General features: G+C 63.1%; 14 protein-coding genes. 9 read left to right on the forward strand and 5 right to left on the reverse strand.

Features of this window, described 5'->3' with window-relative positions; all coding sequences use genetic code 11:
- Positions 1-3 precede the first annotated feature (3 nt).
- From RG540_RS02615 to RG540_RS02635, 5 genes are all read right to left on the reverse strand, one after another.
- Positions 4-3258 carry a maltotransferase domain-containing protein gene (locus RG540_RS02615; protein WP_046599429.1) on the reverse strand — a complete coding sequence of 1085 codons (3255 nt, stop codon included), beginning with the start codon at positions 3256-3258 and terminating at the stop codon, positions 4-6.
- 257 nt (positions 3259-3515) lie between these two features.
- Positions 3516-4496, reverse strand: coding sequence for a Bug family tripartite tricarboxylate transporter substrate binding protein (locus RG540_RS02620; RefSeq protein WP_051909225.1), 981 nt, complete (start codon positions 4494-4496; stop codon positions 3516-3518).
- Positions 4497-4797: 301 nt separating this feature from the next.
- The gene (locus tag RG540_RS02625; RefSeq protein WP_038592918.1) at positions 4798-5322 is read right to left on the reverse strand and encodes a cupin; all 525 of its coding nucleotides are present in this window, start codon (positions 5320-5322) and stop codon (positions 4798-4800) included.
- A gap of 25 nt (positions 5323-5347) precedes the next feature.
- Positions 5348-5641, reverse strand: a complete 294-nt coding sequence (locus RG540_RS02630) for a DUF3175 domain-containing protein (RefSeq protein ID WP_038584229.1) — start codon at positions 5639-5641, stop codon at positions 5348-5350.
- Positions 5642-5703: 62 nt separating this feature from the next.
- Complete coding sequence (locus RG540_RS02635) at positions 5704-6696, reverse strand: LacI family DNA-binding transcriptional regulator (protein ID WP_038584231.1); 993 nt, start codon at positions 6694-6696, stop codon at positions 5704-5706.
- A 201-nt stretch (positions 6697-6897) separates the two neighbouring features.
- Between RG540_RS02635 and RG540_RS02640 the strand changes: the two genes are divergently transcribed.
- From RG540_RS02640 to RG540_RS02680, 9 genes are all read left to right on the forward strand, one after another.
- Positions 6898-7686 carry a 6-phosphogluconolactonase gene (locus RG540_RS02640; protein WP_244446611.1) on the forward strand — a complete coding sequence of 263 codons (789 nt, stop codon included), beginning with the start codon at positions 6898-6900 and terminating at the stop codon, positions 7684-7686.
- Complete coding sequence (locus tag RG540_RS02645; RefSeq protein ID WP_038584233.1) at positions 7679-8458, forward strand: sugar isomerase domain-containing protein; 780 nt, start codon at positions 7679-7681, stop codon at positions 8456-8458. Before RG540_RS02640 ends, RG540_RS02645 begins: the two co-directional genes overlap by 8 nt.
- A gap of 2 nt (positions 8459-8460) precedes the next feature.
- Entirely contained in the window at positions 8461-9600 is a 1140-nt protein-coding gene (locus RG540_RS02650) for an N-acetylglucosamine-6-phosphate deacetylase (protein WP_038584235.1), read from the forward strand.
- Positions 9597-10868, forward strand: a complete 1272-nt coding sequence (locus RG540_RS02655; RefSeq protein WP_038584237.1) for a neutral/alkaline non-lysosomal ceramidase N-terminal domain-containing protein — start codon at positions 9597-9599, stop codon at positions 10866-10868. The genes RG540_RS02650 and RG540_RS02655 overlap by 4 nt, the downstream gene beginning before the upstream one ends.
- 89 nt (positions 10869-10957) lie before the next feature.
- On the forward strand, positions 10958-12265 hold the full coding sequence (locus RG540_RS02660; protein WP_038584239.1) for an extracellular solute-binding protein: 1308 nt from the start codon (positions 10958-10960) through the stop codon (positions 12263-12265).
- Between the two features lie 120 nt (positions 12266-12385).
- Entirely contained in the window at positions 12386-13273 is an 888-nt protein-coding gene (locus RG540_RS02665; RefSeq protein ID WP_038584240.1) for a carbohydrate ABC transporter permease, read from the forward strand.
- Positions 13270-14163, forward strand: a complete 894-nt coding sequence (locus RG540_RS02670) for a carbohydrate ABC transporter permease (RefSeq protein WP_174479274.1) — start codon at positions 13270-13272, stop codon at positions 14161-14163. The genes RG540_RS02665 and RG540_RS02670 overlap by 4 nt, the downstream gene beginning before the upstream one ends.
- 8 nt (positions 14164-14171) lie before the next feature.
- Entirely contained in the window at positions 14172-15398 is a 1227-nt protein-coding gene (locus RG540_RS02675; RefSeq protein ID WP_038584242.1) for an AGE family epimerase/isomerase, read from the forward strand.
- Positions 15399-15402: 4 nt separating this feature from the next.
- Positions 15403-16470 (forward strand): ABC transporter ATP-binding protein, encoded by a 1068-nt coding sequence (locus tag RG540_RS02680; protein WP_038584244.1) that lies wholly within the window; start codon positions 15403-15405, stop codon positions 16468-16470.
- Positions 16471-16475: the final 5 nt, after the last annotated feature.

Raw genomic sequence — 16475 nt, forward strand, 5'->3', positions numbered from 1 at the left:
CCCCTATCTCACACGCCAGATCGCAAAGGGCAGGCCCCAATGGGGATCAAGCCGCAACCTCTGCATCTTGCCGGTCCAGGTGAACTTTTGGCCGGTGATCAGGTCTTCGACGTCAAGTGCGCCATGGTCCGGGAGGTTCCATGACCAGAGCGGTATTTCGACATTCGCCTCCTGCGCGTTGTGCGGATCGAGGTTGATCGCGATCAGCAGGACGTTCTCGCGACCGGCACTCGCCTTCTCGAAGAACATGATGTTGTCGTTCCAGGCGGTGAGAAGCTGCAGGCCGAGATGCGAATGCAGCGCCGGGTTCTCGCGGCGGAGCCGGTTGAGCAGGGTAATCTCGCCATTGATATTGCCCGGGCGGTCGTAGTCCCAGGCACGGATCTCGTATTTCTCCGAGTCCGCATATTCCTTGCGCTTGGCGTCCGGCCGTCCTTCGCAGAGTTCGAAGCCGTTATAGACGCCCCAGAGGCCGGACAGCGTCGCGGCAAGTGCTGCCCGGATCAGATAGGCCGGCCGCGGCGCGTTCTGGAGGAAGTCCGGGTTGATGTCATGGGTGTTGACGAAGAAATGCGGCCGGAAGAACTCCTTCGGCTCTTCGGTGGTGATCTCGCGCATATACTGCTCGAGCTCCCATTTGGCATTGCGCCAGGTGAAATAGGTGTAGGACTGCGAGAAGCCGATCTTGGCGAGCCGGTACATGACCTTCGGCTTGGTGAAGGCTTCCGACAGGAAGACGACATCCGGATGCCGCGCGCGGATGTCGGCGATCAGCCACTCCCAGAACGGGAAGGGTTTCGTGTGCGGGTTGTCGACGCGGAACAATTTTACGCCGTTGTCGACCCACTTCTGCACGATGTCGCGAAGCTCGACCCAGAGCGACGGGATCGCGTCATGGGCGTAGAAATCGACGTTGACGATGTCCTCGTATTTCTTCGGCGGGTTTTCCGCATATCGGATCGTCCCGTCCGGCCGCCAGTCGAACCAGCCGGGATGTGATTTCAGCCACGGATGATCGGGCGAAGCCTGGATCGCCAGGTCGAGCGCTATTTCAAGGCCCTCTTCCTGGGCGGCATCCACCAGCCGGCGGAAGTCTTCGAACGTGCCGAGCTCCGGATGGATCGCGTCATGACCGCCTTCTTCCGAGCCGATCGCATAGGGGCTGCCCGGATCGTCCGGCGCGGGGCTCAGCGAGTTGTTGCGGCCTTTGCGGTTGGTCTTGCCGATCGGGTGGACGGGCGGGAAATAAAGGACGTCGAAGCCCATGTCGCGGATGGCGGGCAGCCGCTTGATGACGTCGTCGAAGGTGCCGTGCCGGTTGGGATCGCCACTCTGCGAGCGGGGAAAGATCTGGTACCAACTGGCGAAACCGGCAGCGATACGCTCCGCATCCACGGGGATCGCCTGCGAACGGACCTTGAATGGCCGACGGTCGGCCTCCGCCATCAGATCGGCGGTCTCGGGCGCCAGCAGGATTTCCGTGCGCTGCGGGTCCTGCACCTCGGTCAGCTTGTCGAACAGGGTTTTGAGCCGGGTCTTGATCCTGCCCGAAGAGTTGTCCAGCGCATCGAGAACGAGGTTGATGCCCTCCTGGATTTCCAGCCGAAGATCGAGCCGCGCCTCGTGTTTCTTCACGAATTCGTAGCGGAAGATCGCAAAGGGATTGCGCCAGGCTTCGATCAGAAACTCGTGACGCCCCATCCGCTTCAGCGTGAATTCCGCGTTCCAGCGATCGTTGAGGACGAGCCGCATGCGCTCTTCGGTCCATTCCGTCTCGTCGGCTGCGCGCCAAAGCAGCGCCGCCGCCAATGGATCGTGGCCGTCGCCAAAGATATCCGCCTCGACCTTCACCGTCTCGCCGACGACCCGCTTGACCACGAAACGGCCGTCATCGACGGAAGGCGTGATCTTCTCGATTGCCAGCCGGGGGGAAGCGGTCGCCTTGTCCACGGCCGGCACCGGCACGGCATCGACGATCGGCACCGACGACCGGCCCTCGAATATCCTGATCTCACCGGGTTTCAGCTTGAGCTGTGCGGCAAAGGCTTCGCCATCCGCCTCCGGCGCTTCGAGCGGCAGGAACGGTGAGGCAGCCTCGCGAAGCGCGTTGAATGGCGCAGCCACGGCACGCCGCAGATCGCGGTTCAGGACCACCACCCGCACCTTCTGCGCCGAACGCACGTCTTCCCGGTCGGTCTGCATCAATGCCACGGCCGGCGTCTGGCTGGTGGAGATGAGACGCAGCGGCTGCCGGGCGAAGCCGGCAGCGGTCTTGTTGGTACCGGCATTGACGCTGCGTATATCGATCGAGAGATCGAACGAGCCCTGTTCGCGCAGGCCCCTGAGCCCCATCCCATCGCCATGCAGGGGATCGAGCGGCGTGGAAGCGCCGAATTCGAAACCCATCGGGATCATCAGCCCGCTTGCGAAGGTCGATGCGAGTTTCAGCGACCGGACAGCCTTCCTTTGCAGCACTTCGCAGCTGTCGGTGCCATGGGCGATGCGTTTGCCAAAAGGTGCTTCCGGAAACGTGACCTGATAACCGAGCTGTCGCTGGATCTGGTATTCGTCGAGGATCCAGCGCTCCTCAAGGTTCCACCAGGCAAGCGACGAAAAACTGCCGTCGAAGCCGGCGCCCTCGAGCGCCCGTCGATCTTCGAACGAGGTGCCTGGCGTCCATGCCAGAAAGGTGGTTTCCGGTGTGGCCTTGCGGGTCGAGACGATCAGGTCGTACCAGGCTTCCGGCGCCAGGCGGCCGATGCCGAGGCAGCGGAAACCGGCAACCCCAAGGCCGGCAAGCCGCGCCATGCGGTTGCGCCAGTCCTCGATATGGTGGGCTTCGTTCATGAAATCGATGCCGCGGCTGCAGCTGTCCCGCGGCGCGACACGCGGATCGGCGAGGATCGGCCCGGCATGTTCCGCATCCACCGCGACCCGGTCGACTACGAGGTCGAGCATCAGCTTGACCTTGCTTTCGCCTGCCGCCCGGATCAGCGCCTTGATGCCGTCCTCGACGGAGGAACCGATCTGAAGCTCGGGGTCGAGCCGATCGAAATTCTTCGTCACGAAGACGCTGGCATTGTGGCCCCGTTCGAAAAGCGGCGCCGTCAGCACCGTGTCGAAGCCGAGATCCCTGGCATGCGCGAAAAGCTCCCGCCAGGCGTCGAGCCCTCTCAGCATCAGGGGATGAACGTAGTAAATCTGAGGTGGGAGTTGCGCGAGGGATGTCCCGGCGATGAATTGGGGGCGCGTGTTCATCGGTTTTGCCTCGCCGCAGATTAGAGCCGTCGAATTTGCGGTCTAACTGTCGAGCGGCGGTGCTGGTTCCGATAAAATTGCCTGACTCACGCGCTTTCTCACGCTTCGGGCCTGCATCTTCGGCGAAGCTGTTGATGCAGATGATCAATCCGCAGTTGTTCCTGAGAGGCGTCTTGGCCCCTATTTTCGGACGAGTTGAAACAGAAAAAGGCCGGAGATCGCTCCGGCCTTCCTGATACGGTCATACGTCCGGAAGCTTACTGCTTTTCGATCTTGCCGATCTTGGCCCACTCTTCCCAGCGCTTGGTGTCCATCGTCGCGTAGTCGAGGGTCGCCTTCGGGCTGTCGAGCGTCATCGGCTCGCCGCCATTGGTGCCGACGAACTTGCGGGCTTCTTCGCTGGTGGTGACCTGCGTCATCACCTTGTGCATCTTGTCGAGAATATCCTTCGGCGTGCCCTTGGGCGCGGCGAGAACCCACCAGATGCGTACGTCGACATTCGGCACGCCTTCTTCCGCGAAAGTCGGGATATCCGGGACGGAGGAAATGCGCTTCGCCGTGCTGACGGCCAGCACCCGCAGCGTTCCGTCACGCGAGCGGGCAAGGCCGAAGACCGGGTCGCCGACCATGTAGTCGATGGCGCCGCTTGCAAAGTCGTTGAGCGAGTCGGCACTGGTCTTGTAACGCACCTGAAGCGTGTCCGGCACGCCGGTATTGGCCTTGTACATTTCGGCCAGGATCACCGACGGGAAGTTCGACGTGGCGTAGGAGCCCTTGGCGCCCTTCTCCTTCATCGCCTTGGTCAGGTCGGAAATCTTCTGGTAGGGCGACTTGGCGTTGACCAGCATCATGAACGCCTGGCTGAACACCGGCGCGACATAGTCGAAGTCCTTGAGCGGATCATAAGGCGGCGCGTTGAAAACGTAGGGCGCCGCGGTAAACTGGTCGGCCGAGCCGATCAGCATCGTATAACCATCCGGCTTCGCGTTCTTGAGCGCGACGACCGAAAGGCTTCCGAGGCCGCCCGGCTTGTTGTCGACGATGACGGTCTGTTTAAGCTGTTCTTCGAGCTTCTTGGCGAAGAAGCGGGCATAGACGTCCGCGCCGCTGCCGGCCGGGAAACCGGCGAGCAGCGTGATCTGCCGGCTCGGGTAGTTGTCGTCGGCGGCGGTGGCCGTACCTCCCGGAACGTATGCGGAAAACACCAGCGCCAGGGCGCCTGCTAAAAATTTCTTCACTGCACTCTCCTCCTAGAGTCAGTCCGGAACATCGTGGGCGAGGCCGGAATGTGATAACGCGAACAGTCTCCTCCCGCTCGCGCTAAAATATAAGGTAGCCATACATTTTGGGGGTCGTCAAATGCCCTGCCGGTGTGAAAGTGGCTTCCGGCCAAAATCTAATGGGCGGGATGGCCGCGCTTATGCCGCGGCGGCTCGAGGCCTGATTTTTGGGCGATTTCGAGGCTCAAAACACGAGATCTCGCCACTCCAGAAGCCGAACCGTTACCGTTGTTCCGCCCGCCGCCTGGAGCGTGAGACTCTAAGATCGGCGTGGCGGCCAGGCGCGCAGAAGTGCGCCGGTGGCGCCTCCCACCGGGTCGGTCTTTGGAAGCGGCAGGTTGGCGATCCTGGCAAGTTGCGCCTCGCTCGCCGGCCTCGTCTGGATATCCGCTTCCTGCCTGGGCGGGTAGGCGCCGACTACCAGGAAGTCCCGGCTGGCGTCGATCCGCATATGGCCGGTGCCGGCGGGCAGGATCAGGCAGTCTCCGGCATGGACGCTGAGTTCCGTGCCGTCAGGCCCGCCGATCAGCAGCCGTGCCCGGCCGCCGGCGATCCCCAGCACTTCATGCGCGCCGGTGTGATAATGCTGATAGTCGAATACGCCATTGCGCCAGATCCCCTTCCACCCATTCTCCCTGAACCGGCTTTCGAACTTCGGCGCCATCTCGCCTTCCGCCGCGACGGCCTGCCGATAGACCAGCACCGGCAGTTCGGGATTGTTCGGCACCCAGTCGCCGGGCTCGAAGAGGATCGTTTCGAGAGTGGTATCGGCAGCGGAGGTCATGGCATCGAGGCTCGGCGGGGTAATCTTAATGCTTCGGTTCACGGCCGAAATCCTTGCGAAGCTCATCCTTGGTCTTTTCCAGCGTCACGCGTCGCGATTTCGAAAGCTGGCCGCCGGCGCGGTTGATGTAGAAATTCAGCATCGACATCGCCGATTGGAACGGGCTCGACTTGCGGCGATGGCTCTCCTCTGCTGAGTGCTGGAGGGAGCCGGCGATCTTTTTCGGGCTGCGCGATTTGAACACGCCATCCTTCAGGTGCATCGCATCGCTATGTTCGGTCACGTCCTGCGACCATTTCTTCTTGTTCTTCTTGGGCATGGAAATCTCCCGTGGAAGATTGGATATCCTCCCGAACCGGCCGCTGCCGGCAAGGTTCCCGCCTATCGTGCTGCGGCCGTCGTATTGCGCACCACGAGATGGGTTTCCAGCACGTAGCGCACGTCGCGGATGGCGCGCGACTGCAGCATGTCGAGGAGCAGCGAAACGGCCACCCGGCCGGCTTCCGTAGACCGATTGGAGACCGATGTCAGCGCTGGATAGGTGACGGCGCCAAGCACGTCGTCGCAGCCGATCAGGCTGAAATCGCCGGGCACCGAGACCCGCTTTTCGGAAAGCCCGGCCAGCACGCCTTGCGCCGTCAGGTCGTCGAAGGCGACGGCCGCCGTGGCGCCGGTGGCCAGGATCGCGCTGACGGCGTTGCGGCCGGAATTGTAGCTCGCCAGCACCGCCGGCACGGTTTCGACCACGATATCCAGCTTTGATGCGGCGGCCTTGATGGCGGTGCGGCGCTGCTTGTTCGACCAGGAATTCGACGGGCCGCTGACATAGACGATCCGGCGGTGGCCGAGCTTGGCGAGATGTTCGACCGCCTCGCGGACGCCCGATCCGCTGTCGATCAGCACCCGCGGAATGCCGTCGACATCGCGGTTGATCAGCACCAGCGGCAGCAGGTTTGCATGGGCGCGGATGCGCTCGTCCGAAAGGCGGGAGGAGGCGAGTACCAAGCCTTCTACCTGGCCTGCGAACCGGCCGACCAGCTTGTCTTCCTGCGTCGGGTTCTCCTCGGTATTGCCGAGGAAGATGCAGAAATCGGAACGGTCCGCCTCCAGTTGGGCCGCCTGGATCAATGGCGGAAAGAACGGGTTGGCGATATCCGGCACGATCAGCCCGACATTGCCGTGTCGCCCGGTGCTGAGCGCCCGCGCCGTGTGGTTCGGCACATAACCGAGCGCTTCTGCCGCCTTCATGATGCGGGTCACTGTTTCAGGGGAGAGCATGTCCGGCCGCGTGAAGGCGCGCGAGACGCTGGAACGCGCAACGCCTGCCGCATCGGCGACCTGGCTGATAGTGACGCCCTTGGTCCGCTTGATCATGGAAATTGAGAACTCGCCGGTTTGGCCTGGCACTTAGCATGAAGTCCGCAGCGCTATCAATTCTGACGCGAAGACTGACATTCATCCACTTGACATGCAACCGGTTGCATGGAAGTCTTTTGCTACAGATAAGGGACCTGCAACGGATGCGGCGAGGCGAAGCCCGCCTGCCGGTGCGACCCTGCAGACATGGAGACCGCGTTGACCATCGCCACCGCCCATCGTCCTTCGCCGGAAACGCGGCGGACTTTCGACCGCCTCTCGGTCGAAAGCTTTGCAACACGGGCCGAGATGGGCGCCGCTGCGGCCGCCGACATTGCCGCCGCCTTGACCGAGCGCCTCGCCAACCAGACGGAAGTCCGCATGGTCTTTGCCGCCGCCCCCAGCCAGGCCGACATGCTGAAGGCGCTCTGCGCCGTGCCGGGTATCGACTGGGGCCGCGTTACCGCCTTCCACATGGACGAATATATCGGCCTTTCGCCCTCCTCGCCGGCGCGTTTCGCCAACTGGCTGGACGAGCATGTGTTCGCCAAGTTGCCATTCGCCGCCGTGCACCGCATCACCCCTGAGCCGGATGCGAGCGCCGAGGTGCGCCGTTATTCCGGCCTGCTGAACGAGGCGCCGATCGATTTCGTTTGCCTCGGCATCGGCGTCAACGGCCACATCGCCTTCAACGACCCGCCAGTCGCCGATTTCAACGACCCGCTGGACGTCAAGATCGTCGAGCTGGACGATATCTGCCGCCAGCAGCAGGTCGATGACGACTGTTTTTCGGATCTCGCGTCCGTCCCCAACGAGGCGATCACGCTGACGGTGCCGCGCCTGCTCAGAGCCGACCGGATGTTCTGCGTCGTGCCGGGCGCCGTCAAGCGCGACGCCGTTTCGAAGACGCTTTACGGCCCGCTGACCACCGAATGCCCGGCAAGCGTCCTGCGCTTCCACGCCGCCTGCACCCTTTATATCGATAAGGATTCCGACCCCGATGCCTGATCACCCCGTCATCGATGCGGATGCGCTCTGCGAAGGTTATTTCGCCTCGACCCAAGCCCTGATGCGGCGAGTCCTGGAAGAGGAAAAAACGCCGCTCGACCAGGCCGCGGCCAAGCTCGCCGACCAGATCGCCGCCGACCGGCTGGTGCATATCTACGGCCCGGGCGGTCATTCCAATCTCGCCTCGCAGGAAGTCTTCTTCCGCGCCGGCGGGCTGATGCATATCAGCGCCATTCTCGACGAGGGTACGCTGCTATCGAACGGCGCGCTCCGCTCCATGGCGATCGAGCGTACGCCCGGTTACGGCAAGGTGGTGATATCAAACCAGCGGCTCGGCGACACCGACCTGCTGATCCTCGTCAACGCCTACGGCATCAACGCCGCGCTGATCGATGCCGCGCTGGAAGCCAAACGCCGCGGCGCCTTCCTGGTCGGCGTCAGCTCTCGCGAACATGCCTCGAAAACCTCGCCGGATCATCCGGCCCGCCATCCAACCAGGCAGAACCTCCACGACATCGTCGACATCGCCATCGACTGCAAGGTGCCGATCGGCGATGCGGTCGTGAAGGTCCCCGGCATGGGCGAAAACATTGCGGCGATCTCCACCTTCGCCAACGCATTCACGCTGAACTGCCTGGTGATCCGCACGGTAGCGAAGCTTGTCGAGCGCGGCATCGAGCCGCCGGTCTGGCGCAGCGGCAATGCGCCGGGAGGCGACGAGGCGAACGGCCGTTTCATCGCCAATTTCCAAGGCCGGGTGAGGGCGCTCTGACCATGGTCGTCGACGGTATCGATCCCCGCACCGGCAAAGGTTTTGCGATCGAAATCGCCGACGGCAGGATTGCCGCCATCCGCCCGGCGGAAAATACCAGCCCGCGTTATCTCTCCGCCGGCCTGATTGACCTACAGGTCAACGGTTATCGCGGCTTCGACCTGAACAATGGCGAAGTCACCGCCAACATCCTCCTTTCCCTCTGCGAGGAGATGCTGGGCGTCGGCGTGACCACCTGGCTGCCGACCATCATCACGGCCTCCAAGATTTCCATCCTTCAGGCGCTCGCCGATATCGCAAGAATCCGCGCCGGCCACCGGCTGATCGCCGAAATGGTGCCGGGAATACATGTCGAAGGCCCGTCGATCTCCGACAAGGACGGTCCGCGCGGCGCGCACCCGCTGGCGCATGTCCGCCCGCCGTCGATCGCGGAATTCGACCGCTGGCAGCAGGCCTCCGGCAATCTGGTCTCGATGGTGACGCTTGCGCCGGAACATGAGGGCAGCGTCGATTATATCCGCGCGCTCACGGCCAGAGGCGTTCACGTGGCGCTCGGCCACACCGCCGCGACGCCGGAGGAAATCCATGCGGCCGCCGCGGCGGGTGCGGTCCTTTCCACCCATCTCGGCAACGGCGCCGCGGCCATGCTGCCGCGCCACCCGAATTTCATCTGGGCGCAGCTTGCCGATGACCGGCTGACGGCCAGCTTCATCGCCGACGGCTGGCACCTGCCGGCCGATACGTTCAAGGCCATGCTGCGCGCCAAGGGTCCGGATCGGGCGATCCTCGTGTCCGACATGGTGGCGCTCGCCGGCATGCCCGCCGGCATCTACGACCAGCCAGTCGGCGGCCGCGTCGAGGTGTCTGCCGAAGGCCGCATCGGCGTTGCCGGCACGCCCTATCTCGCCGGCGCCAGCCTGCCGCTGTCCGCCAATGTCGCGATCGCGTCGCAGATGGCGGGCCTCCCGCTTGCCGATACGCTTCTGCTCGCAACGGCAAATCCGGGTCGCTTCGTCGGCGGGCGCGGTCTGCTGGAAGTCGGCGCGCGGGCCGATCTCATCCGTTTCGAATGGTCGGAAGGCGAGCGTGAATTGTCTATCCGCGAAACCTGGGTCCACGGCGAAAAGGCGTCCTGCGCATGATCCCGGTCGGAGCCGCCATCGTCGATATCACCCCGCCGCCCGGTCTTGCGATGTCCGGATTTGCGGCACGCACCCTGCCGGCCAAAGGCGCCCATGATGCCCTGACGGCGCGCGCCGTGGTGGTCGGCGATACGGCAGTTGTCGTCGCCGATGTCATCGGCATCGACGCAGCGACGAGCGACCGGATCCGCAAGCGCTGCGTCCTTCCGGCGGATAACGTGGTGGCCGCAGCACTCCACAATCACGGCGGTCCGGTTTCCATGGCCGGACGGCTCAGCATCGCCGCCGATCCGGCCTATCTGGAGCGGCTGGAAGACGCATGCGTCGCAGCCATCGACAAGGCCGCGGCCGCGCGCCGGCCGGCAACCATCACTGTGGGGCAGGGGAGCGATCCGGGGATTGCGCGCAATCGGCGCCATCCGGGCGGACCCGTGGATGCTTCCCTGCCGCTCCTTCGCATCCGCGCCGCGGATGGCGACATGATCGCCGTCGTCACCGCCTATGCCTGCCACCCGGTGGTGCTGGCGGCCGACAATCTTCTCTGGACGGCGGATTATCCGCATTTCGTGCGGCAGGCGCTGGAGGAAGCCCATCCCGGTGCCGTTGCCCTGTTCATGACCGGCTGCGTCGGCGACGCCAATACCGGCCATTCGGCGCATGCCTCGATCTCGCTCGCGACGAACCCAGACCGCAGCTTTGCTTCAGCCGAACGGATCGGCCGCAAGATCGCCGATGCGGCGCTTGTCGCTCCTGAGCAGCCGGTGCCCGATACCGCGACCGCCCGAAATGGCACCCTCAGCCTTGCCTTTGAGCGCCGCGAGACCGAAGCCCCCCAAACTCTCGAAAATCGCTGGCGGGAAGAGGCACTCACCGCCGAACCTGCCCGCAAAAGCCTGCTGTTCTATTGGGCCGATTGGGCGCGCGACATCGCGCCCCTCAAACCCGAGCCACTTGCGGCGCGCGTGACCGTGCTCGATTGGGGCGGTGTACCGATCGTCGCTTTGCCGGGCGAGATCTTTGCGGAGACGGCGCTGTCGATCCGCGCAGCACTCGGAGCCGACAAGCCGGCCTTCGTCATCGGTTTTGCCGATGACAATCCTGGCTACATCCCGCCGGCCGGCGAATTCCCGTTCGGTGGATACGAAGTGGACGAGGCGCACCGTTATTACGGCCTGGCGGCCACCTTCGCGTCGGGCTCGGCGGAAGCGCTCGCGGCCTGCGCTATCGAACTCGCGAAAGCCACCTCCAGTGGAGGCGGGGCAGCATGAGCCGACGGGCGGCGACAAACGATCCGATGCTTGACACGCAACCGGTTGCATGAGAGCTTTTTATCAAACAACAACAAGGGAACAGGGACATGAAAAACAGATCAGCAAAGACCAGAATTTCGACCCGCGCGCTGCTTATGAGCGCGGCATTCGGCGCCGCCCTTCTCTCGGGCGCGTCCACCGTTTCGGCCGAAACGCTGACGGTCTGGAGCGGTTATCCGGAAATGGCGCCGTTCTACGAACATGTCGCGCAGGGCATGAAGGCCGCCTATCCGAAACTCGAGGTGAAGGTCGAGGCGATCGCTCTTCGCGAGCATGAAAAACGCGTCGCGCTCGGCCTTACCGGCGGCCAGGACGGCACGACGGTTATCGAGCTCTCCGGCTCGACCGCCACCCGTTACCTCGAAAACGATCTTCTGCCGGAGGCGCCGGCCGATATCTCGACTTTCGTGAAGGACCCGAAGAACTTCGACAAGTTCTTCAGCGATACGGCAGGCCAGGGCGGCAAGATCTACGGCATGCCGCTCTTCCGAGGCCAGGGTGCTCTCTATTATAACACCGACATGTTCAAGGCTGCGGGGCTGACGGCCGCGCCGAAGACCATGGAGGAATATTCCGCCTATGCCGAGAAGCTGACCAAGCGCGATGCCTCCGGCAAGGCGACGGTGTCGGGCTGGAGCATGCGTCTCTCGGGTGGTGGCCAGGGCATTGCGGAGAAATTTTGGATCAACATGCATCAATATGGCGGCGCCATCCTCGTTCCCGCAGGCGACGGCAAGTGGAAGCCCAATTTCGCCAATGAAGCTGGCCGCAAGGCGCTGAAACAGTATCTCACCAACATCTTCACCACCAAGACGGTCACCCCGGAAATGCCGGCTGATGCCGATGCCTTCGAGCGCGGCCAGACCGCCATGTTCATCCGCGAATCCTGGGTGATCGGCGACATCGCCAAGAAGGCTCCGGATCTGAAATACGCCACCGCGCCGCTGCCGAAGGGTTCCATCGCCCTGCCCACCAACCTCTATGTCGCCGGCAAGGGCGCCGATGCCAAGGTCGGCTGGGAATTTGCAAAGGCTGCCAATTCGCCGGACAACCTCGTCTGGCTGCTCCAGAACGTCGGCTGGCTGCCGAACCGTTCGGGTGTCGACTATTCGGCCGTCACGTCCAAGCAACCGGCGTTTGCTGCCTTCGTCGACTATCCGAAAGGCTACGAGTTCTTCACGCTGCCGTCGATCGGCCCGATCGAAGAGATCCTGACCCGCGTTGCCGCCCAGCTCGTCGTCGCCTTCGGCGACGCCTCGCTTGCCAGCGACGATGCCAAGATCGATGCTTTCCTCAAGAAGGCCAGCGACGAAGTGAACACCATCCTCGCCCGCGAAGGCCTGGCTGCGAAATAATCGCCGGCAGCACTCGCCAATCGCATGGGCCCGGAGCATCATTGCTCCGGGCACTTAAAACGGGGATCCTGGGTCCGACCCGCGCCGCGGCCGAACCCTGCTGTCTACAGGCCAAACTCTATGCTGAAGCGCAAAAGATGGATTTTTGCGATCCTTGCGATTTTGCCGACCCTGGCAGTCTTTGCCTATGTCCGGCTTTATCCGATCGCCGACACGCTGAGGCTCAGCCTTTTCAAGTGGGACATCCTGTCGAAGAACAAGCCCTTCGTCGGCCTCGCGAATTTCCGCGAGCTGATGGGCGACCACCTGTTCATCGATGCGCTGGTCAATACTACGATCATCGCTTTCGGCGTGCTGATCCTCACCATTCCGATGGCGCTGATCATCGCTGCACTGATCTTCCACCGCACCCGCTCTCGGATGGCCGGCTTCTACGAGACCGCGATCTTCATTCCGCATGTCGTGTCGCTGGTTCCGGCCGCCATGGCCTGGAAATGGATTTTTGACGCCCGGCTCGGGCCGCTGAATGCGCTTTTGACCTTCTTCGGAATCCCGGCGCAATCCTGGCTGTTCGATCCGGTCCTGTCGGTCATCTGCATCATCGTGCTCTGCTCCTGGCAGGCGCTGGGTTACGCGGTGCTGATCTATATCGTCGGCTTCAAGAACCTGCCGGTCTCGCTTTATGAAGCCGCCAAGCTTGACGGCGCCTCCGGGCCGCAGAGTTTCTGGCATCTCTCCATCCCGATGCTGAAACCGATCACCCTCTACGTCTCGGTCGTGACGCTGGTCTCCGGCTTTAACGTCTATGCCCAGGCCTTCGTCCTGGCATCCGATGCGCAAGGGGCGCCCGGACGGCAGGTGCGGGTGTTGGTTCTCGACATGCTGGAAAACAGCTTTCGCAATTACCGCGTCGGTTACGCGGCGTCCGAGGCCGTCGTGCTTCTGGTTATCGTTCTCGCGCTGACGCTCATCCAGTTCTCGATGCTGCGGGAAAGGGGCAAGGCATGACCACCAATTCCGTGAACTATATCGAGCCCACCACCGAAGAGCTTTCCGAGGGCCTGCGCCTGCGCCGCAAGAAGCGGATGACGAACTTCGCGATCGACGTGTTCCTGATCATCGTCTCGATCCTGATGCTGCTGCCGCTGGTGTTCCTGGTGGCCAATGCCTTCAAGACGCCGGCGGAAATGCTTAGCTGGCCGCCGACCATCATCCCGCGCGACCCGACGATCGCTAATTTCTCCGCGGTGCTCGGCGAAACGCCGCTCCTGCGCTGGATCGCCAACAGCATCGCCTTTGCGGTGATGTCGACCATCGCCATCGTCGCCACCTCGGCGATCGCCGGCTACATCTTCGGCAAGTTCCGCTTCCGGACGATGAACATCCTCTTCGCGCTGTTCCTCGCAACCGCCATCGTGCCGTTCGAGGTCTACATGATCCCGCTCTATTTCCAGGCCAAGAGCCTCGGCATCCTCAATTCCGTCTGGGGCCTGCTGCTCGGTTATCTGGTGATGAGTTTCGGTATCTTCCTGATCCGCCAGAACGTCATCCACTCGATCCCCGACGAACTCCTGGAAGCCGCCCGGATCGACGGCGCAGGCGAGTTCTGGATTTTCCTGCACATCGTCCTGCCACTCTTGCGCGGCGCGCTCGGCGCACTCGCCGTCCTCGCCTTCTTCCAAGCCTGGACCGCCTTCGCCTGGCCGATGATCGTTACAACGACCCGCACCAGCTACACGATCGAAGTGGGCCTGGCGCTTTTCCAGACCGGCTTCACGGTCGATCTCGGCCGCCTCAGCGCCGCCTCCGCCACCGTTCTCATTCCGTCCATCCTGCTCTTCGTCATCCTGCGCCGCAATTTCGTGCAGGGCGTCGCCAGCACCGGCCTCAAGGAGTGACGACGGCGATGGATTTCTTTGAAGAAGCCCGCACCACTTACGCCGCAGCCAATGCCGGCACGCTCTACTGGATGCTGCGGCGACCGATGCTCGGCGGCGGGTTCCTGAACACCAAGCAGAACAGCCTGACACTGAACGACTATGGCGCGGAAGACGGTGTTCGAGGTCCGGATTACACCTATGGCTGGATCCAGGGACGGGGACTGGAAGCGGTCGTCACCCATGCCGAGCTCTTCGGCGCGGAACTGCCGCCCCTGGCTGAAAAGCTCGATACCGCCGGCCGCCGCCTCTACGCCCTTCTGGCGGCGCTCCAGAAGCCGGATGGCCACGCCTATTTTTGTTACGACCGTGACATGCGGGCCGTCTATGCCGATCAGGCGAACGTGGTCCAGACCCAGGAAAAGCCGGCACTGATCTACACCTATTCCGACGCCTTCGTGGCCAAGGGGCTGGTGGCCGCCGCAAGCCGCTATGGCCTGCAGGATATTGCCGACCATCTCGCCTATTTCGACCGGGTAATCACTGCCATCGAAACCGGCCGTTTCCAGATGGACGAACGCCGGCCACTCTCACTCGATAGCCTCGCCGTCCAGGCCAATGATTTCGGCCCGCGGATGATCCTGCTCGGTGCTGCCGGTATGTTGAAACGCGCCGGCCACACGGCGCATCTCGCCTTTGCCGACCGCTTCATCGCCCATGTCATCGACAGGCACTATGACGCCGCAACCGGTCTGCTGCGCAACGTACCAGGCGAGGACAACTGCAATGTCGGCCACGGAATCGAGTTCGTCGGCTTTGCGCTCGACTACCTCGCCGACCTCGCCGATCCGGCACTGATCGAGACGCTGGAACGCATCCTCGTCTCGTCCTTCAAAAAAGGCTTCGTCGGTCCCGGCATCACGCTTACGGTTTCCATCAAGACCGGCGAGGCACAGAGCCCCTATTGTCCCTGGTGGTCGCTGCCGGAAACCATCCGATCGGCGGCTCTCGCTCATGAGCGCACCGGTAGCGCCGCCAGCCTCAGCGTCTGGAAGACCGCGCATGCCGCCTTCTTTGAGCGCTACTGGCGCGGCACACCGCCGATCGCCTACCAGACCATGACCAAGGACGGCCCGGTCGATTTCGTGCCCGCGACGCCGGATCTCGATCCCGGCTATCACACCGGCCTCAGCCTGCTCGCAGCCATTCACGCCGCAGATCGGTTGAAGCCTCAAACCCGAACAGTTTCAGGATAAACTCATGGCTTCCGTTGAAATCCAGAACGTCCGCAAGGCCTATGGCGACTTCGAGACCATCAAGGGCGTGTCGGTCGATGTGCCGGATGGCGCCTTTGTCGTCCTCGTTGGGCCCTCCGGCTGCGGCAAGTCCACGCTGCTGCGGATGATCGCCGGCCTCGAAGACATTTCCGGCGGCACGATCCGTATCGACGGGCGCGTTATCAACGAGGTCGAGCCGAAGAACCGCGACATCGCCATGGTTTTCCAGAATTATGCGCTTTATCCGCATATGACGATCGCCGAGAACATGGGCTTTTCGCTGCGGCTGGCCAAGAAATCCAAGGAGGAGATTGCCGAGCGGGTCACCGACGCAGCGCGTATCCTGGGGCTGACCGATTACCTCAAGCGTTACCCGAAACAGCTCTCCGGCGGCCAGCGCCAGCGCGTCGCCATGGGCCGCGCCATCGTCCGCAACCCCAAGGTTTTCCTGTTCGACGAGCCGCTATCCAACCTCGACGCCAAGCTGCGCGTGCAGATGCGCGCGGAACTCAAGGACATCCACGCCCGCATCAAGACGACCACCGTCTACGTCACCCACGACCAGATCGAGGCGATGACCATGGCGGACCGGATCGTGGTGATGAGGGATGGCATCGTCGAGCAGGTCGGCGCGCCGCTGGAGCTCTACGACAAGCCGGTCAACACCTTCGTCGCCAGCTTCATCGGCTCACCCTCGATGAATTTCCTCTCCGGCACGGTGGCTGAGGATCGTAAGTCCGTGCTGACTGAAAACGGCGTCCGCCTGCCGCTCGGCCCGGAGGCTTCCGCGCCTCCCGGCACCGCTGTCAGCTACGGCATCCGCCCCGAACATCTCGCCATCGCCTCCGGGAACGAGGGCATTCCGATGACCGTGACGAATATCGAGCCGACCGGTTCGGAAACCTTCGTGCAGGGGACGGTCGACGGCCAGAAATTTTCGGCGCAGCTGCGCGAGCGACTTTTCATCAAGACCGGCGAAGTGCTCAATCTGGCGCTTGCGCCCACCAACAGCCATGTCTTCGATGCCGCCACCGGCATGCGGCGCGGCTGACAAGC

This window comes from Neorhizobium galegae bv. orientalis str. HAMBI 540 (assembly GCF_000731315.1).
GTDB classification, from domain to species: domain Bacteria; phylum Pseudomonadota; class Alphaproteobacteria; order Rhizobiales; family Rhizobiaceae; genus Neorhizobium; species Neorhizobium galegae.